At 59.7% G+C, this 18271-nt stretch carries 17 protein-coding genes; 3 read left to right on the top strand and 14 right to left on the bottom strand.

Annotation, left to right across the window (positions count from 1 at the left end):
* From JNL86_00085 to JNL86_00040, 10 genes are all read right to left on the bottom strand, one after another.
* A partial coding sequence (locus JNL86_00085; GenBank protein ID MBL8041298.1) for an ABC transporter ATP-binding protein occupies window positions 1-171 on the bottom strand: 171 nt, incomplete at its 3' end.
* Between the two features lie 207 nt (window positions 172-378).
* A complete protein-coding gene (locus JNL86_00080; GenBank protein ID MBL8041297.1) occupies window positions 379-1194 on the bottom strand; it encodes a carbohydrate ABC transporter permease in 816 nt (271 codons plus the stop codon).
* Entirely contained in the window at window positions 1191-2102 is a 912-nt protein-coding gene (locus JNL86_00075) for a sugar ABC transporter permease (GenBank protein ID MBL8041296.1), read from the bottom strand. Before JNL86_00075 ends, JNL86_00080 begins: the two co-directional genes overlap by 4 nt.
* Window positions 2099-3475 (bottom strand): ABC transporter substrate-binding protein, encoded by a 1377-nt coding sequence (locus tag JNL86_00070; protein ID MBL8041295.1) that lies wholly within the window; start codon window positions 3473-3475, stop codon window positions 2099-2101. Before JNL86_00070 ends, JNL86_00075 begins: the two co-directional genes overlap by 4 nt.
* Before the next feature lie 63 nt (window positions 3476-3538).
* Entirely contained in the window at window positions 3539-4483 is a 945-nt protein-coding gene (locus JNL86_00065) for an adenine nucleotide alpha hydrolase family protein (protein MBL8041294.1), read from the bottom strand.
* Between the two features lie 102 nt (window positions 4484-4585).
* Entirely contained in the window at window positions 4586-4780 is a 195-nt protein-coding gene (locus JNL86_00060; GenBank protein ID MBL8041293.1) for a MoaD/ThiS family protein, read from the bottom strand.
* Between the two features lie 143 nt (window positions 4781-4923).
* A complete protein-coding gene (locus tag JNL86_00055) occupies window positions 4924-5076 on the bottom strand; it encodes a hypothetical protein (GenBank protein ID MBL8041292.1) in 153 nt (50 codons plus the stop codon).
* 416 nt (window positions 5077-5492) lie between these two features.
* Complete coding sequence (locus JNL86_00050) at window positions 5493-6206, bottom strand: hypothetical protein (protein ID MBL8041291.1); 714 nt, start codon at window positions 6204-6206, stop codon at window positions 5493-5495.
* Window positions 6207-6547: 341 nt separating this feature from the next.
* Window positions 6548-7549: a galactose-1-phosphate uridylyltransferase gene (gene galT / locus JNL86_00045; GenBank protein ID MBL8041290.1), complete on the bottom strand. Its 1002-nt coding sequence runs from the start codon at window positions 7547-7549 to the stop codon at window positions 6548-6550.
* A gap of 115 nt (window positions 7550-7664) precedes the next feature.
* On the bottom strand, window positions 7665-9869 hold the full coding sequence (locus tag JNL86_00040) for a hypothetical protein (protein MBL8041289.1): 2205 nt from the start codon (window positions 9867-9869) through the stop codon (window positions 7665-7667).
* Window positions 9870-10021: 152 nt separating this feature from the next.
* Between JNL86_00040 and JNL86_00035 the strand changes: the two genes are divergently transcribed.
* The gene (locus JNL86_00035) at window positions 10022-10480 is read left to right on the top strand and encodes a VanZ family protein (GenBank protein MBL8041288.1); all 459 of its coding nucleotides are present in this window, start codon (window positions 10022-10024) and stop codon (window positions 10478-10480) included.
* Window positions 10481-11038: 558 nt separating this feature from the next.
* On the opposite strand, the gene JNL86_00030 is transcribed toward JNL86_00035, so the two are convergent.
* A complete protein-coding gene (locus tag JNL86_00030; protein MBL8041287.1) occupies window positions 11039-12010 on the bottom strand; it encodes an aldo/keto reductase in 972 nt (323 codons plus the stop codon).
* 151 nt (window positions 12011-12161) lie between these two features.
* Here JNL86_00030 and JNL86_00025 point away from each other — a divergent pair, with 151 nt between their 5' ends.
* On the top strand, window positions 12162-13268 hold the full coding sequence (locus tag JNL86_00025; GenBank protein MBL8041286.1) for a phosphotransferase: 1107 nt from the start codon (window positions 12162-12164) through the stop codon (window positions 13266-13268).
* A 58-nt stretch (window positions 13269-13326) separates the two neighbouring features.
* Window positions 13327-14073, top strand: a complete 747-nt coding sequence (locus JNL86_00020; GenBank protein MBL8041285.1) for an NDP-sugar synthase — start codon at window positions 13327-13329, stop codon at window positions 14071-14073.
* A 129-nt stretch (window positions 14074-14202) separates the two neighbouring features.
* Here JNL86_00020 and JNL86_00015 read toward each other — a convergent pair whose 3' ends face one another.
* The 3 genes from JNL86_00015 to JNL86_00005 form a co-directional block, all read right to left on the bottom strand.
* Window positions 14203-15582 (bottom strand): sigma-54-dependent Fis family transcriptional regulator, encoded by a 1380-nt coding sequence (locus JNL86_00015; GenBank protein ID MBL8041284.1) that lies wholly within the window; start codon window positions 15580-15582, stop codon window positions 14203-14205.
* Window positions 15583-15615: 33 nt separating this feature from the next.
* On the bottom strand, window positions 15616-16938 hold the full coding sequence (locus JNL86_00010; GenBank protein MBL8041283.1) for a DUF1015 domain-containing protein: 1323 nt from the start codon (window positions 16936-16938) through the stop codon (window positions 15616-15618).
* A gap of 166 nt (window positions 16939-17104) precedes the next feature.
* Complete coding sequence (locus JNL86_00005) at window positions 17105-18109, bottom strand: polyprenyl synthetase family protein (GenBank protein ID MBL8041282.1); 1005 nt, start codon at window positions 18107-18109, stop codon at window positions 17105-17107.
* Between the last annotated feature and the right edge of the window lie 162 nt (window positions 18110-18271).

The following is an 18271-nucleotide window of genomic DNA, read 5'->3' as shown; positions in this document are numbered from 1 at the left end:
GGCGGTCTGGCTGTCGAGTCCGGCAATGATGCGGAGGAGTGTTGATTTACCGCAGCCGGATGGGCCGAGCAGAATCGTGAAGCTGCCATCAGGCACTTTCAGCGACACGTCGCGTAAGACTGGTTGATCGCCAAAAGATTTTGAGACGGCGCGTAGTTCTAATTTAGTCACAACAATTCCCTGCCAGAAACAGTGCTCACACAATGTTCAAAAAGGTTCTCGACGGCCCTGTCTGATACCGACCTTGCCGGAATATCTATCTGGACGTGGGTCACGTTCACGCCTGGCGGACCCAGGCTATTCAGGACGGCTGTCCAGCAAGGCCGCAGGAAGCACGGCGACCGAGAACGAAGTTGGACGGTCGTTGTGGATAGCCTGCTAGCCTTTCACCGCCCCGGCGGAAAGTCCGCTCACAATCCATCGTTGACACAGGAGTACCACCGCAATCAACGGCAGAGTGGCAACTACCGATGCCGCGGCCAGTTCACCCCAGGGCATGGTGAATTCACCTTGGAAGAGTGCGATGCCCACGGGCAGAGTCTGTTGTTCCGGTTGAGTGAGGATGAGCAGCGCAAAGAAAAATTCATTCCAGGCATAGATCAGAATCAGGATTGCTGCGGTGAAGATGCCAGGGGTCGCCAACGGCAGCGTGATTCGGAACAAGGTGCCCCAGGTCCCGCAGCCATCCACTCGTGCCGCATCCTCCAGCTCAGGCGGGAGTTCCTTGAAGAAGCTTGCAAGGATCCAAATCGCCAATGGCAATGTCAGCGCGACATAGGGCAAGACGACGCCCCAACGGTGGTTGAGTCCGCCCAGGCTGTCGAGCAATCTCCAAATCGGGCCGGCGATGGCCATTTGCGGGAACATGGAGACGCAGAGCAGGATCGCCAGCACGCCTCGTTTGCCGGGGATCGTCAGGCGTGCCAACGCATAGGCGGCAGGGATGGCGAGCAGCAACGCGAGGAGGGTGGTGGAGCCGGCAACCACCACGCTGTTCAGTACGTAGTCGAATAAGTGATGGTCGAAGAGGGCGGTGCGGTAGAATCCCAGATTGCCCGATGGCCACCAGGTGGGCGGCGTCGCCTCGACGTCGGTTTGAGACTTCACCGAGGTCAGCACGAACCACAGAAACGGCAGGAGGCTGAGTCCGACTGCGGCGATGATCCCCGAGCCAAGCAGGATGCGGCGGTTCATGTTCGTTTTCGCTCCAGAAGGCTCGAGCCGATGGCGCGAAGGTAGACCAGCGACAGGGCCAGAATCATCAGGAAGATCGCAACCGATACGGCCGATCCATAGCCGATCCGACCTTCGGTGAAGAGGGTCTGATAGCCATAAAATTGCAAGACCTGCGTCGCGTCGCCGGGACCGCCTTGCGTCATCACGAAGACCAGGTCGAAGACACGAAAGGCATCCATCGTGCGAAACAGCAGCGCGAGCAACAACGCCGGTTTCAGCAGTGGCAGGGTGATGTGCCAAAACCGTTGCCACATCGTGGCGCCGTCGACGCGGGCGGCGTCGTACAGATCGTTTGGAATCACCTGGAGGCCGGCCAGGATCAGGAGCGCGGCAAAGGAAGCGGTTTTCCACACGTCGGCCAGGACCACAATTCCGAAGGCGATGCTTGGATAGGCCAGCCAGGGTACGTAGTCGGTAACGCGGTCGCCGAACCACAACAGGTTCGCCAATCCATACCGATCGTTGAAAATGTAGCGCCAGAGTTGCGACGCGACCACCGTGGGAATCGCCCAGGGGATGAGAATCGCCGCCCGCACGAGGCCTCGTCCGCGAAATCGTTCGTGAATCACCAATGCGATCATCAGCCCGCACACCAGTTCCAGCAGCGTGGAAACCAGGACGAACCCCAACGTGACGAGCAAGGCCTGGCGTGCCACCGGATCGCGGAGCAGTGCCTGATAGTTATCCGTGCCGACGAATTGACTGCCGAGTTGCGGTATTCCGATGAAGATATGGTGAAGACTCAGCCAGAACGAGTCGAAGACCGGGTAGAGAGCGAACGTGACGGTGATCAGCAAGGCGGGCGCCACCATCGACCAGGCCGCCAATTGTTCGCGGTACTTTGCAAACTGTGGGGTCGGGGTCATTGCGACAGCCTCGTCAGGGCCAGCAGCCGGTTGATGTGAGCATCGGTGATCGCCGCTTCCTGACGGAGATCCAGATCGTGCACAGCCAGGGCGCGGCTGAAATACCGCTGCAGCAGATGCGACAACGCAGGATAAATCGGGGAGCGTGGGCGCGGCGTCGCGGCCTGCAGGATCGCCAGATGATTGCGGAGTTGCGGTGACGCAGCGAGAAGGTCGGGATCGGAAAATAGGGCCGTTCGCGACGGTGCAATGCCGGCCTCCTGGGCGAATCGTCTCTGCATCGCTTCGCCGGACAAGAACTCGATGAGCGCCCAGGCCTCCTCCGGATGTTGTGAGGAGGCACTGATGCCATAGAGCCAGCCCCCCAGTGCGGCGGCATGCCGGCCGGAGGTCGTTCCGGGCAGCGGCGCCACACCGACCTGTCCGGCAACGATGGAGCGAGCAGGATTGTTCGCGAGTTCCCAGGCGTAGGGCCAGTTCCGGTGAAAGATCGCCTGGCCTTGGAGAAACAGGGAGAGTGATTCCGGCTCTTGATAGGTGAGTGCGGCGCGTGACGTGATCCGGCCGATCAGACGATTGCGGACGAAGGCGATGGCGTCGAGCGCCGGCGCCGCAGACAAGGCTGAGCGGCTACCGTCTGCGGTCAGCAGGCTGCCGCCATGCGCCTCGATGACCTCCAGCATGTTACAGACTAGCCCTTCATATTGTTTGAATTGCGCGACATATCCCTGAAGTGTCGGGGAAACCGTTCGTTCGGCGGTCAGGATGGTTTCGGCCTGGCGAATGAGTTCCTCCCAGGTGGTGGGCGCGGCGAATCCATATTTCGCCAGCAGATCCTTGCGGTAGTAGAGCAGTCCGGCGTCGATGCGACTGGGTACTCCGTAGAGATGCTGCTCGTAGCGACCGACCTCGGTGGTGGCCGGCAGAAACGCCTGTTGCACCGCCGGGAGAAACTTGTCGTCAAGCGGCCTGGCCCAACGCGCTGCCGCGAATTCCGGGACCCAGATCACATCCATGAAAAAGACGTCGACACTGGTATCGCCGTTCTTCAATTTCTGCGTCAGCAGGTCGTGGTAGGCGGTTGAGGAGTGCGGGGCAAGCTCTCGCACCACGGAGATGTGAGGATGGCTTGCGGTGAATCGTGCAAGGGCATCCTCCCAGACGCGAGGATGGTCCGGCTTCCAGGAAACAAATCGTAGTGTGACAGGGGCCGGCGTCGGAGGTGCCTGCGACGCCTGTGCGAGCGCACCGCCAGGCCTCACCGCACTGAGGCCGACCATCATGATGAGCAGCAGGGCGAGCGGGGCTTGGAGCGCGGCGGTGAGCCGGAATGCAGGTTGCCGGATGCGTTGAGGTGAGGTGATCCGTCGCATCACCCTCCCAGGTTATACACAGTCCTGGGGGCTGATGCAAAACTCACGCGGGTTGGCAGGCACTTAGCGTGGCATGGCGGATTTGGCCTTCGCCATCATCTTGCAATAGGTGCAGGTGCCGGCGGTGGTCGGTTGTCCGCAGGCGTCGCAAGGCACGAGGGTGCGTTGGTCCTTCTCGGTCATCGACTCGGTCGGCACGTCAGGCTTGGCTTGCTTGTCGAGGAATCCCCAGTAGAAGCGCTGCTTGGTCCCCGGCGATTCGGTTTCCAGCCGATTGAGCACTTCCTTGTACAGAATCATCTTGGAGCCTTTCGCCATGGGGCATTCTTCGACGATATAGTCGAGACGATTCACGACGGCATAGGCTGCGATTTCTCGCTCTGAGAGTCGACAGAGTGGTTTCACCTTCTTGGCAAATCCTTCCACCGATGCCGGCAGGGTGGGGCTCTGTTTGTCCAGATACTCGTTCTGCCAGTGCAGGACGTTTCCCAGAAGCCGCGCGGCTTCGTCATCGAGATTGTGGCCGGTAGCCATCACATCGTACTCCTGTTCGATCGCTGCGCGATTGAACTGATAGCGCTTGATGGTTCCACAGGTTGAACACGTGGGCCGATGGAGAATCGTGGCCAACTCCCGAATGCCGGCCCCGGCTTCCTGCTCCACCACATGCACCAGGAGTTTCGCGCCATGCGAGGCAGCGACGGTGTCGGCATAGTGTTGCACTTTCCGGTGTGACTCTTCGGAATAGCTGCCGATGCCGAGATTGACATACAGTGCGTCGGCGCGATAGCCGAGCGTGAGGAGAATGTGCCAGAGGGCCAGGCTGTCCTTGCCGCCGGATACTGCCACGAGAATGCGATCTCCAGGCGTAAACATTTTGAACGATTTGACCGCGCGGGCGACCTGTTCGTGGACAAACGTGACGAAACAGGCTTTGCAAAAGGCGGCATTGTGGCGCGGGAGACCGATCACCGCGCGCGTACTGGTCGGGCATTTAGTGCAGTTCATGGTGTTCCAGGCTTTCGGCCGTCGGTTGTCAGGATTCCGCAAGAGGGAGGAGTCGGTGCACGATGTTTTGGGAACGGCCAGCCGATCGTTGATCGCTGCGAGCTATCCGCCGGAAATGACTGGCCTGATTTCAACCTGGTCGCCGTCGGCCAGGACCTCATCTTCCGTGACGAGTTCATCACCCCGTATGACCAGATGCGCCTCCATGACGAGATTGAGTTCTCGCAGCAGGTCCTTGGTGCGTTTCGGTCCTTTGATTTCGACTTGTCGGTTCGGGTGACTCAGTTGAACGAGCATGCGCGATGATACGGCTGCTGCGCGCGGGATTGCAATCGGGTCATGCATCCTCTGGGATGCTCAGGCGGCGAGAGGTGACGCTGCACGTGGCAGCGTGAGGTCTTCAGAGCCGGTTGCTGCACCCATCCAACGACCGAGAGGCGTTACTTGATGCCCTGGGTGATCTGGTAGACCAGGAGGCTGAGGACGCCGAGAAACAAAATCGCGGACACCAGTGCCAGACGCTTACACTTTTGATTGTTGACGTCCAGCGCGCTAAATGACGAGGGTTTCAAATCAAGGTTCTGCACGGTCATAATCTCCTTCTACGTTGCCGGTGGTCCTTGCCTCCCCATCCCGAAGCGTATGGATGCTGTGTGAATATCGATGAACCTGAGCCAATGACCACCCCATGGAGAACGTCTATGAGGGATAGTCCTAGGGCTGTATACGCTTGCGTACCTGGCTATTGCAAGAAAATATACTAGACAAAGTTCAGGTAGTACCGGGAATTTGTCTAATTGCTCAGTGCGGTGGATGCTGCAATAGCGGACCGTTCCCTGCGAATGGCCAGTGGTTTATCGGGTAAGGCTGCGGAACCATTCGTAGAGGCTCGAGTGAGCAATAGCTTCTTCGGCAACCTCATGCCCCAACGCATTCCAGTGGTTATCGGTGGGGAATTCCATCGGCCGTCGGTGTTTGGAAACGTGGTCGACGAACCGTGGCTGCAGGTCTAGGACCTCGAATCCACGCAGGCGGGCCTGTTCCATAACATAGCGCCGCATGACATCGAAGTAGGAGCCTCAGGCAAGCTGCCGGGTCCTGGCGTCATAGCTGTACGGGCGCATGCCGCCGACTGCGAACAAAATGCGATCTGCCGGAAGGTTGGCTGCCCGACGGCGTGCGCGAGGAATGTGTCGATTGCCCGTTGGGCATCTGCGATACGAATTGGATCGGCTTTGGCGCCCGTGTTTCCAACGAATATCTGTTCGTTCGACGGGCGACCGAAGGGAGGAGGTTGCCACGTCAACAGGAAATTGAGGAGATCCGTGTTCAGTGTCACGTCACGCACAAGAGCCGACTTGCGAATCATGAGGCGCCACAGGGACGGCTCATAGTCGATGCGTTGAAGCGTTAAGCCACCCTGAGGGTTTTTCACGAAATAGGAGTGCCCCGGGTCATTCTTATATCTCAACAGACTCTCGTCGAAATCGTTCCCGATATTGAGGAAGACCATGGCCTGGGGACGAAATCGCTGCGCCGCAAAGTCTGCGTATGCGAGGTAGTTGCTCAGCGCCGAGCTCGACGTGCCGAACGAATAAACCCGCATGCCCGGGGTGGAACGAGTCGTGAGTCGCCCGGTCATGCTGCTCCAAAAGGGCACCATCAAAGCTTCGACATAACTGTCGCCGGTCAGAGCTAGGAGCAGACCCGGTTGGCCGACCACGTAGTCCTGGTCATTGACGAAACCAAGATTGTTGGTGTCGACGCGGTTGACGATGGTGAAGTTCCAACTCGCGGGCCAGAGAAAGGTCCGGTTTGGCTCGAGCGAGCGGACGGAATGAGCGAGATCGACAAGCTAGGGACGTGCGCCCTCATTGACCGGGAGGAACCGCAACACCGCTTCCATGGCTAGGAGTGCGATCAGGCTTCCGAGCGCTACGCTGATGAGGGAGAGCCAGGCCCGTCTCATGAAGGGGGGCGATACGAGAACAACGAGGCTGTTGCGCCGCCGTTCGCTTCGGCGCTCAGATGAGCGGGCAGTTGAGGTGAGCGGCCTTGCGTCATCTACAGGATGGCTTCCCTCAGGCACTGCGCTGCTTCTTCCGGCGACACTGGATTGATGTAGAAGCCCGTGCCCCATTCGAATCCGGCTACCTGGGTCAGTTTGGGAATGATTTCGATATGCCAGTGATAGAAGTCACCGGTTTTTTCATGCAGGGGAGAGCTGTGCAGGATAAAGTTATAGGCCGGACGCGCGAGGACCGCATCCATGCGTCGGAGCGCTTCCCCGAGTATCGGGGCCAGAAATTCGAATTGGGTGCGCTGGCATTCCTCAAAGTATCCGGCATGGCGTTTCGGCAGAATCCACATTTCAAAGGGGAACCGTGCGGCGTAGGGCGCGATGCAGAGGAATTCCGGGTTTTCGAGCACGACCCGCGCCCCTTCCGAGGATTCCTGCCGCAAGATGTCGCAGTAGATGCAGCGTTCTTTTTGTTGGAAGTGTTGTCGGCATCCGTCGATTTCCTCCAGCACGCTCGTCGGGACGACCGGGAGAGCGATCAGTTGCGAATGGCTGTGCTCCAGGGTGGCGCCTGCTGCCGCGCCGTGATTTTTGAAGATCAGGATGTAGCGCAGCCGCACATCTTTCTTGAGATCGAGGATGCGGTCGCGGTAGGCCCAGAGCACATCCTCGACCCGCTTGGTCGGCAGGTCGGCAAGGTTCTCCTTGTGCGTGGGGGTTTCGATGATGACCTCATGAGCGCCGATTCCATTCATGCGGTCATAGAGGCCGAGCCCTTCGCGTCCCATGTCTCCTTCCACATGCAAGGCGGGAAACTTATTCGGAATGACGCGCACGGTCCAATTGGGACCGTCCGGCTCGGAGGCATGCGGCCGGTAGGCGAGGATTTCCCTGGGGGTCAGCCGTTCTTGGCCTGGACAAAAGGGGCAGAGGGCTGCCGAAGGAATCGGCGCGGACGGCATATGCACATCCTGCGGGCGTCCGCTTCGCTCGGTTGAAATGATCACCCAGCGGCCGACAATCGGGTCTCTACGTAACTCAGGCATCTCGTCTCCTCACGTTCAATGTGGTGATGCTGCGCGTCGGCCATGGGGGATGCCCCGGTAGTGGAAAATCGCCGACATCGTCATCACGCCATGCCATTACCAGGCCGAAGGGCGGCTAGACCCGCCACATGGTCGATTCAAAATCGTCACCCGGTCGATTGAAGGTCGCCGGGCCGTGATGGGGATATCGCCCGATTTCCATACCATGCTCCAACACGGTCAGCGTCAACCGCAATTCCGTGCCGACTTCAATATCGAGGTCTTTAAACGGCACCCCCAGCTCCAGAATCTTACGCCGGCAGATTGTGCTGTAGTCCCCGACATCGCGATAGGTGCCGGACTCGTCCGCCCGTGCCAGCAAAAACGTGTCGGCGCCGGTGGCTGATAAAGGAAAGGAGAGTCGATACTGCTGGATTCCGGACCCGATGTACAAATCTGCCGTGCAGTGCTCTTGGCGTGGGGCCGATCCTTCATCCAGATCCAGTCGAAGATACAGATGCTCCCGGTCGAATCCGAAGAGAATCGCGGTGAACAACCCTTCGGATTTCCACATCGCGCCTAGCGGAGGTGTCGGGTTGATGCTGCCGGCGCCGCGCCACTCGAAAAAATTCGATGCCAGACCGTCCAACGTCGGGGTGATGAGGGCCAGCGGCAGATGCACCAGATCCAACCCTTGCGGCGTGCGGGCTTCGACCAGCGGCTGATTCAAAATTTCCGGCGGCGCCATGCCGGCATAGGTCCAGACATTCCGCAGGTGGGTCCGGAACAGCCGGTCGAACTCTTGTTTGTAGTCTGTGTCGAAATCGTCGCCGTACCACCAGAACCAGTCGCTTCCTTCTGCTGCATACAACTCGTCCCACGCCGCCTTCGCCCGATCGGGGGGAAGGGACGGTGTGAGCTCGACCAGCCGGGCCCGGGTATGCTGCAGCAGATCCCAACCGCGGTTATCTTCCTGGTGGCCGATCCAGATTTTGAAGTCCTGATTGATCCAGGAGCCGGAATGTAACTGGGCGAGGTGTTGGCTTGGCGGGGCCGTGTCCATGGCGCGAGCCACCGTATTCAGGCGCACGCAAACCCCTTGGCCGATGTGCAGGCCATCCGGCTCGAAGGCCTGAAACAGCAGCGAGAGAAATCGTTCCCCCCCATCATGGTAGTGCTCCCAGGGATTTTCGCCGTCGAGAATCACTCCGATGATCCCCTTGTCGAGCGGGATGTCAAAGGCAAGGCTGCGAATCCGGCGCAGCACGTCGTCGGCGGCGGATTCAGGGGTGGTCTTGTGATAAACGAATCCGAAGGCGTCTGAGATCTCGCGATCACGAAACAGCATCGACAGGGGCTGGGCGTCGGTGCCGACCTTGTAGGGCTGGTACAGATGGTAGTGACGGTTCCAGGCCTGGCCTGCCATCTGCAGCGAGCGATAGAGAATGCCTTCGTCCGTCGCGAGCCAGCGGATGCCGGCTGTGCTCACGATCGGCAAGACCTCTGGACAGACCGACCCTTCCGACGGCCAGAGCCCGACCGGTGCCCGCCCGAATATCTGCGTATGGTATTCGACCGCGCGCCGCACCTGTGCTTCCGCATCGGCCGGGGCGTGAAACCGTGCCGGCAGCGGAAGGTCCGGTCTGGCGCGGCGCGTGAATTCCGAATCGATGACCAGGGGAAGAATCGGGTGGAAAAACGGTGTGGTCGTCAATTCGATCTGTTCACGGTCTTGCAGTGCGCGGTACATGGGGATGATCTGCCGGATGGCCGTTTGCTGCAAGGCCAGCACGTCCTGCTTGTCCTCTTCGGTGAACCCCCTGTTTTTTGCGCGCAGTTCCGCGAGGCGCGGAAACCGTTCGACGCTGCCATATCCGAACCAGGCTAGGTTGTGCCAGACCTGCAGGTCGAGCAACTCCTGCGTGGAGAATTGTTTCGCCAGACGCTCCAAATCCTGTCCCCGGACATCGAGGCCGCGTTTCACCAGTAATTCTTGGTAGCGGGGAAAGGGGCGCACCATGGTGGCCCAGTTGGCCGAAAAGAAGTGGCGGATGAGGAAGGCCTTTTCCGTTGGCGTGAGCTCAGCTGCGGGACGTTGCGCATGTTCCAGGAAGAGATCCCGCACGCGGCCGGCGGAAAACTCTTCCAATTGGAGCAGGAGGGACGGGGTAAAGTTGAACGTCGAACGGGCCTGCGGAAACCGATCGAGCAGGAACGCCATGTCGTAGTAGGCCTTCGTCGCGTGCAGGCGGACCCAAGGCATACTCGCGGACCCCGTGAGCGGGTCCGTGTAGTACGGTTGATGCATATGCCAGAGAAAACAGAGCTGAATGGTTTTCATCGGGAAGTTTCTTGCAGACTCAGGGGCAGTATGTCATAGGGGTATAAGGGTTGCAACGAAACGGCAAGATCGAAATGAGTCCCATCCATCATTGCGCATCGTCAGTGGTTGTGTCAGAACGAATCAATGTATGACTGAGAAACGACGTCACGATGGCCTCTGATCAGACGCTTTCCTCCGACCTCCGAACGGGAGCGCTCGTGACGCCGATGTCGCTCCTGCAATATTGGGGGCCGGTGGCGGTATACGCAGGGCTGATTTTTTTCGGATCGTCTCTCTCGAGTCCGCCGGAATCCCTCGCCTCGTTCCTGCAAAAAGTTTCCGACAAGGTCCTCCACCTCTTCGAGTACAGTGTGTTGGGGGGATTGTTATACCGCGCCTGTCGTCATGCGGCGGGGGAATGGCTGTCGCGGCGAGCGTTGCTGGCGGCGGCGGTCGGAGCGGCCCTGTACGGTCTCAGTGACGAGACCCATCAACTGTTTGTGCCATTTCGCGAGGCGGATCTTCTCGATCTGGTGGCCGACACGGTGGGAGGTACCCTGGGGGGCTGGGGGTGGTCGCTGGTGGAGCGATGCGATGGGGCGAAAGCCCGGGCACGATCACGTTCCTAGCACAATCATTTCGTCATCCAGTCCTTTCCGCGCTGTTCCTTCTCGTTTCCAGACGCCTTTCCCTGCATGAGTCTGTGAGGCCAGCCCCGTTCGCCCGGCTTCCTCGACGTTCCCACATCGCACGCATCGAAGCGCACGGATCCAGACGTGGCCTCCCGCATCGACGGTGTCAATATACAGGTCGGCGACGAGGTGTCCTTGACAGTGTGAACAGATCAGATTGGCGGGTTTGGTGGCAGGGGAAGCGGCGATCCCTGCGCCTGGCTTGGCGTGAGTGAGGTGTGGCGACATGGGGACCTCCTGCTGGTGGCGGTGGTGGGTAGGACGGGTCGATGAATACGCAAGGAGGATGCCTGGAGCGGAGGGGGAGGGAGGAGATGTGCAGGCCTGTTTGATGAAGATGTGTCGTGGCTGACGGCGCTGCTAAAAGGGCAAGTCAGGAGGCGCGATCGTGATGCATGGAACTGGGGGAGCACGCTTCACTCTCTCCTGGTCGGTTGGTTGCCTGCGAAAGCATGGCGGCAATTTCTTCCGCCTACGGTTGCTGCAGTTGAATAACTACCAGGCATAAGCTTCTGGCGCCGCACCGCCGGGGCCGGGGAAGATCTGTTCCAACTCCCGACATTGTTCTGGACTGAGGGAAAGATCGAGGCTCTGCACGGCGCTGGTCAACTGTTCCGTCGTCCGTGGGCCGATGATGGGGGCCGTTACGGCCGGTTGGTGCAGCAGCCAAGCCAGAGCCACGGCTGCGGGCGCGAGTTGATGTCGCCGGCAGAACTGCTCATAGGCTTCGAGTTTAGGGCGATGTGTGGCTATCTCCTTTTGCACGTCCTCTTCCGCCCGGCGACCGCTCGTGCTCGGGCTCAAGGCGCCGCCCAGCAGGCCTCGAGCGAGGGGACTCCAAGGAATGATACCGATACCGTAAGCCTGACAGGCCGGAATCACTTCCAGTTCGACAGTTCGCTCCAAGAGATTGTAGAGGCTCTGTTCAGAAATAAGTCCGAGAAAATGGCGTGATCGTGCTAACTCCTGCGCTTGGGCGATGTGCCAGCCGGCAAAATTGCTGCTGCCGATGTAGAGGACTTTGCCTTCCCGGCACATTTGCTCCATGGCCTGCCAGATTTCTTCCCAGGGACAGTCGCGATCGATATGGTGCATCTGATAGAGGTCAATATAGTCGGTGTTCAGCCGCCGCAGGCTGCCCTCGCAAGCATGTTTGATGTGCCGCGCCGAGAGGCGCGATTGATTGGGCCAATCGCCCATGCGGCCATACACCTTGGTGGCCAGCACGACCTTCTCACGCCGACCGCCGCCCTGAGCCAGCCAGCGGCCGACAATCTGTTCCGTCACGCCTTCTCCGACCTTCCAGCCATACACATTGGCGCTGTCGAAAAAATTGATGCCGAGGTCGAGGGCGCGATCCATGATCTGAAAGCTGTCGGGCTCTGACGTGTGAGGGCCGAAATTCATGGTGCCGAGGCAGAGGCGACTGACGCGCAAACCGGAGCGGCCGAGGTGAACGTAGTGCATGGGGCCTCCTTGCTGGATGCCTCAGCATAGCGGCTTGGGGCAGGGCTGACAACCGTCTGAGGGCTGTGCCGGTGTCGGAGGGTGCAGCAGATGTTGCAGGAGGTGAGTTTCTGCTGGCAGTTCGGGAGGGTTTGGCTATAATGCCGATCGTATGACCACGACAAATCCAACCGCGCCCGCGGCACCGCTCGCTCCCCCTGATCCTGAACGTATCGCCCAGACGGTTGCCACTCGATTGCCCTTTTGTGGTGAGATGACCGCACTCAGCGCGCTGGCCGGTGATGCGTCCAATCGCCGGTATTTCCGCATTGCTCTGAAGGGTACGCCCTCGGCGCTGATTCTCATGCAGCTTGCCGACCCGGAAGGATTCAAGAAATCCGAAGAGGCGGTGAGCGGCGCGTCTGCTCAGATCGCAGAATTGCCGTTCACCAATGTGTTGACCCATCTGCAACGGACCGGTGTCACCGTTCCCACATTGCACTACTTTGATCGCGAAGCCGGGCTGCTGTATCTCGAAGACTTCGGGGACCTGACGTTGGCGGAAGCCTGTCGTCACGAAGACCGTGCCAGGCTCGAGGCCTTGTATCGCCAGGCGATCGATCAACTGGCTCTTCTCCAAGTCAAAGGCACCACACCGCCAGCTCCGGGCTGTATTGCGTTCCACCGGCGCTTCGATGTGCCGCTCTTGATGTGGGAATTCGACCACTTTCTCGAATACGGCATTACCGCCCGTGTGGGGCAACCGATGAAGCCGGCGGACGATGCGGCTGTGCGCGCGGCATTTCAGCGTATTGCCGAATTGCTCGCGGGACAGCCGCAGGTGTTCGTCCATCGCGATTACCATTCCCGCAACCTCATGGTCGATGGATCGCGCATGGGCATCATCGATTTTCAGGACGCACTCATGGGGCCAGCCACGTATGATCTGGCCTCGCTACTGAAGGACGCGTATATCGAATTGGATGATGCGGTCGTGGATGCACTGGTCGAGCACTTTCTCGATCGCCTTGCGGGCCTGGGAGTGAAGGTTGGTGACCGCGCGGCCTTTCGCCGTCTGTTCGATCTGACCAGTATCCAGCGCAATCTCAAAGCCGCCGGCCGGTTCGTGTATATTGATCGGGTCAAACACAACCCGAAGTTTCTTGCCGATATTCCACGAGTGCTGGGTTACGTCAGACGGAACCTTTCGAAATATCCCGAGTTGGGCACACTCCGGCAGCATCTCGCGCCGTACGTGGCCGAACTGCAATCATCCTAAGACGAAAAACGTACCACGTGATCCCCCTTCCACATTTCGCTTTTCACGCCTGGTCGGTATGAAGGCGATGATCCTCGCCGCGGGCCTGGGCACTCGCTTGCGGCCGCTCACCGATACCACCCCGAAACCGCTTCTCCCGGTCGCCGGCACGCCGATGATCGTCTGGAATCTGCTGCTCCTGAAGCGGCATGGCATTCGTGATGTCGTCATCAACCTCCATCATCTCGGCACGATGATTTCACAGGCGCTGGGCGACGGTGGGGCGTTCGGGATGCGAATCGTCTATTCTCACGAGCCGGTCATTCTCGGTACGGGCGGTGGAATCAAGCAGGCCGAGCCGCACTTCAACGGTGAACCGGTGCTGATTCTGAATGGTGATACCTTGTTTGAGTTGGATCTCGGCGCACTGATGAGGTTCCACCGTGAGCAACAGGCGGCTGCGACTCTGGTGTTGCGCAAGGATCCTGAGGCAGCCCGCTGGGGACTGGTGGAAGTGACGGATCGCGCCGAAGTAGTGCGGATCACGGGGCGCGGACTCTCCGAACCAACCGCCACGGCCGCGCGCATGTTTGCGGGTATCCACATTCTCCATCCGCGGCTGTTGAAGTACCTGCCTGCTGGCGAGGAATGTTCGATCATCGATGCCTATGTGCAGGGCATTCAGGAGGGGGAGCGAATCGTGGGCTTCGACTTCGATGGCTTTTGGAGCGACGTGGGAACGCCAGAGCGGTATGCACAAGTTGAGCAGGACGCGGCGGCGGGACGACTCAGTCTGTCTGCTCGAAAGGTTGGTTTTTCACGATAACCGGAGGCTCAAAAAGTTCGTCCAGCAAGGCCGCAGCAATGCGAGGAGGCGAGGCGTACCCTTGTGGTACGTTGAGCTTCGGAGCGATGCGAGAACGAAGCTGGCGGGCTTTTTCAGCCTCCGGAGTGGCTACTCGGCGGCAGTAGGCTTGCGCTGCTTAATCAATCGCGCCAGATACGTTCGCTGCAGGTCCAGAAACTCCGCTGCCTTCGTCTGATTGCCCGCCGCTTTTTCCAGTGCCCGGTCGATGATATAGGCGCTATGAGCTTCCATGGATTCATGGTAGGTGAGATTCATGTACGGCAGCGCATGATCTGCTCCGCCCTTACCTGCCGCGTCCTCGGGAGTCAGGGCCAGAAATTCCGGCTCGATCACGTCATTCGGGCTCAGCACGACTGCGCGTGAGAGGACATTGTCGAGTTCGCGGATGTTGCCGGGCCAGGAATAGTGCGTCAGCGCGGCCCTGGCCGCGGGGCTTAGCGTCACACCGGGGCGTTTGGCCTCGTAGGCGTGCCGTTTGAGGAAAAACTCCGCGAGTCCCACGATGTCTTCGCTTCGTTCCCGTAACGGCGGCAGCGTAAAGCTGACGACATTGAGCCGGAAGAACAGATCTTCCCTGAACTGCCCCGCTTTCACGGCCTGCCGTAAGTCTTTGTTCGTGGCGGCGACAAATCGGATATTCACGGAAATCGATCGTGTGCCACCGACCCGTTGGAATTCCTTGTCCTGCAGTACGCGCAGGAGTTTGGCTTGCAAGGGCAACGGCATGTCGCCGATCTCGTCCAGGAAGACGGTTCCGCCGTCTGCCATCTCGAGCTTGCCCTTCTGCAAGCGGTCGGCGCTGGTGAACGCGCCGCGTTCGTGGCCGAAGAGTTCATTTTCCAGCAGCGTTTCCGTGAGCGCGACGCAATTGATGACCACCATCGGCATGCCTTGGCGCGGGCTCCATTGGTGGATGGAGCGCGCAAAGAGTTCTTTGCCGGTTCCGCTTTCTCCGAGCAGAAGGATGCTGGCATCCGAGTTCGCGGCGCGCTGGGCCGATTCAATGATGCCCCTGATCTTTGGACTGTCTCCGACGATGGTGGCGTAGCGGTTCTGCACGTCCGACTTGAGCGCGGCCACCTGCCGTTTGAGCGAGTCTCGTTCCAGCGCTTTCTGAATGACGATCAGTAGGTGGTCCTTTTCCAGCGGCTTGGTCAGGAAATCGTAGGCTCCATGGCGCATCGCTTCGACTGCGTCGGGGATGGTTCCGGCAGCCGTCATGACGATCACGGGGATGTCCTCGCATTGCTTGTTTTGCGCCATGCGTTTGAGCACGTCCATGCCCTTGAGGCGGGGCAGGTAGAGATCAAGCAGGACGAGGTTGGGGGATTCCTGTTCGATGAGCTCGATGCCGCGTTGACCATCGGCGGCCGTCAGGGTCCGATACCCGCCGGCGTCGAGGCGATCCTGCAACATCGTCACGATGTCCTGATCGTCGTCGACTATGAGTACCTTAGCTTTCGTCATCGTGTTACGAGTGAGAAGGGCGAGGGCTGCGAGTTACCCCTCCATCACATTCATGACCAGGCCCGTGAGCGGTTTGGGGAAGAAATAGGTCGACTTGTGCGGCATCCGCTCGCCCGCCGAGGCGACGGCTTTGACTTCGGCCACTTTGGTCGGATTGAGCAAGAGGGCGGCCGTCCCGGTGCCCTGCCGCACCCAATCCAAGGCTTCGTGGTCATCCTTCGAATACCGTATTGCTTCCTGTGTCTGCTGTGTGGGGCAGAGGGTGGAGACCACATGCTGTTGAAGCAGCGAGACATCCAGGCGATCACGCGGCGAGGTCGATGCCGTAGGGCGATGGGAGGCCCGCAGGGTTAGCAGGTAATAGTTTGAATCGTTCTTCAGGGCGAGTCCGAACATCGGCACGGACTGCCCTTGGTTGCGCAGCCGTTCGATGAACTGCGCGCGCACCTGCGATTCATTGCCCGCTTGGAAGGGAAGCGCGGTGACGTCGAATACCGGCTCAAACTTCCCCAGCAGATCCTTCGGTGCGGGAACCGGTGTCGTCAGGACGCGGTGGGTCGGCAGCACGGTCAGGCCCTTGTCCTCCAGGCTGGCGAACAGCATCAGCACGTTGTCGTAAGGTTGCGGTGAGGTGGCCGCGCCTGCCTGTTGCCGTCTGGCGCGGCGATAGTTGAGGGCCGTTTCGTAGCGATGATGGCCATCGGCGATAAACAGTTGTTTCATGTTCATGATCTGGACGACCTTTGCGAGCACGTTCGCATCGGTGACGCTCCACAGCCGTTGCCGGAAACCTTCGTCATCCTGAAAATCGATGCGCGGTTTCTCCGCACCGATCGACTGTTCGAGCAGGGCGAGCACGTCATTCTGGGGATCCGAATACAATGAAATGATCGCGCTGAAGTTGGCGCGGCAGGCTTCGAGGAGATTCAGCCGATCGGTTTTCGCCGCGGCGCGGGTGTTTTCGTGCGGGTAAATTTTCCCCGATCCGAATTCCTCAAGCTCTACCGTGGACAGAAATCCTTTGAAGACCTTGGTCGGCGTCCCGGGCGCCGAATAGGGCGGCCGGTATTCGATGGTGTGATAGTAGACGGACGGCTGGGAATCCTTGCGGAGAGCCCCGGCTTTTAGCCAGTCGTTGAGCGCGCCAGCAGCGCGAGTGTATTTGTTGCTTGCCGGCGTGTCGCCCGGTTGTTCGTAGCCGAGTTCCAGCCGGATCACGTTGTTCGGATGGCGATCATACAACGTCTTTTGCAGTGTACTGTCAATGATGTCGTAGGGTGGTGCGACCACCTGCCGGACGTCGCCGACCGTTGACGGATTATAGAGGGTGCCGTGAAAGGGGATGATATGTGCCATGCGGGTTCCTATCCTTTTCTCGCGTGCGCGCGGTGCACACAACTGGCTGTAGAGAGTGAGCGGTCAACTGTCCCTCTCCGTTCGTCCGGCGGCGAATGGACGCCGGCGCTGAACGGCTACGTACGGTCAGCAGAGCGTGGGCGTTGTGAATCCAGCCGGCGGCAACTCAGCGGTCGCGAGTCACCATATAGTCGGCGGCGATGGACAGGGCGCGCTTGGCGGTGTTGTCGTGGAACAGATCGAGATCGCGTTTGGCGGCGGCGACAAATGCGTGCGCCCGTTCCATGGCGTAGGCGATGGACCCGTACTCCTGCATCAAGGCCACGATGCGGCGGAGTTCCTCGTCGGTCAAGGTCCTGGTTTCCATGCGGTCTTTGATCAACTGCCGGTCCGGCTCCGAGCAGTGCTGCAAGAGATGCAACAACGGCAGTGTCGCTTTGCCTTGCCGAAGGTCCTGCCCAAGGGTCTTGCCCAAATGCTCACCGTTGGCGGTATAGTCCAGTGTATCGTCCGCCAGTTGGAATGCGATGCCCAGCCGCTGTCCGAACCGGAACAGCGCCTCCTGTAACTCTTCCGTGGCTCCGGCCACGATTGCGCCGATCTTGCAAGATGCCGCAATCAGCCCAGCGGTTTTATGTTCGATGATGCGGAGATATTCCGGCTCCGGCATCAGCGGATTGCCGTTGTAGTAGAGCTGCAGGACCTCGCCCTCGGCCATCTTCCGGCAGGCTTCCGAGAGGGCTTCGTTGATGCCCTGGTTGCGGAAGTCGACGATCTGGCAGATCGCGCGAGAATAGAGATAGTCGCCGACGAGAATGCTGATTTGGTTGCCCCAGACTTTGCTCGCGGTACGGCGGCCTCGGCGCAGATCGGCGTCATCGACGACGTCGTCGTGCAACAGGGTCGCGGTATGGATGAATTCCACCAGACTGCCGAGTGCTTGATGATCCTGACCGGCGTATCCGCAGAGGTGAGCGCTGAGAAGCACGAAGAGGGGGCGGACCCGTTTGCCGCCGCTATTCAGAATATGCGCAGCGACGGTATTAACCAGGGCGACGCTGGAGTCGAGATTCTTCCGGATCTGATCCTCGACCCCCTCGAGTTCTTCACGATACACATCCCAGACATCGGCCATGCTGTGGAGTGTGAGGGTGGTCGGTCCGTTCGACATGGGGCGGATAGTAGGGCAGGAAACTCCACTAAGTCAAGCACCGGTCGGCCGGTATCCGGTCGGATTGTGTCGCCGTTCTCTTGACAGTTTCACGGCCCATCCAGTAAGTTGAGCCTTCGCTTATTTCCCCAAATGAATGGTAGCAGTCACCGTGGTCGTGCG

This window comes from Nitrospira sp. (genome assembly GCA_016788885.1).
Taxonomy (GTDB): Bacteria; Nitrospirota; Nitrospiria; order Nitrospirales; family Nitrospiraceae; genus Nitrospira_A.
Note: the sequence above shows the minus strand (reverse complement) of the source record. Positions and strands in the feature narration are given on the sequence as shown.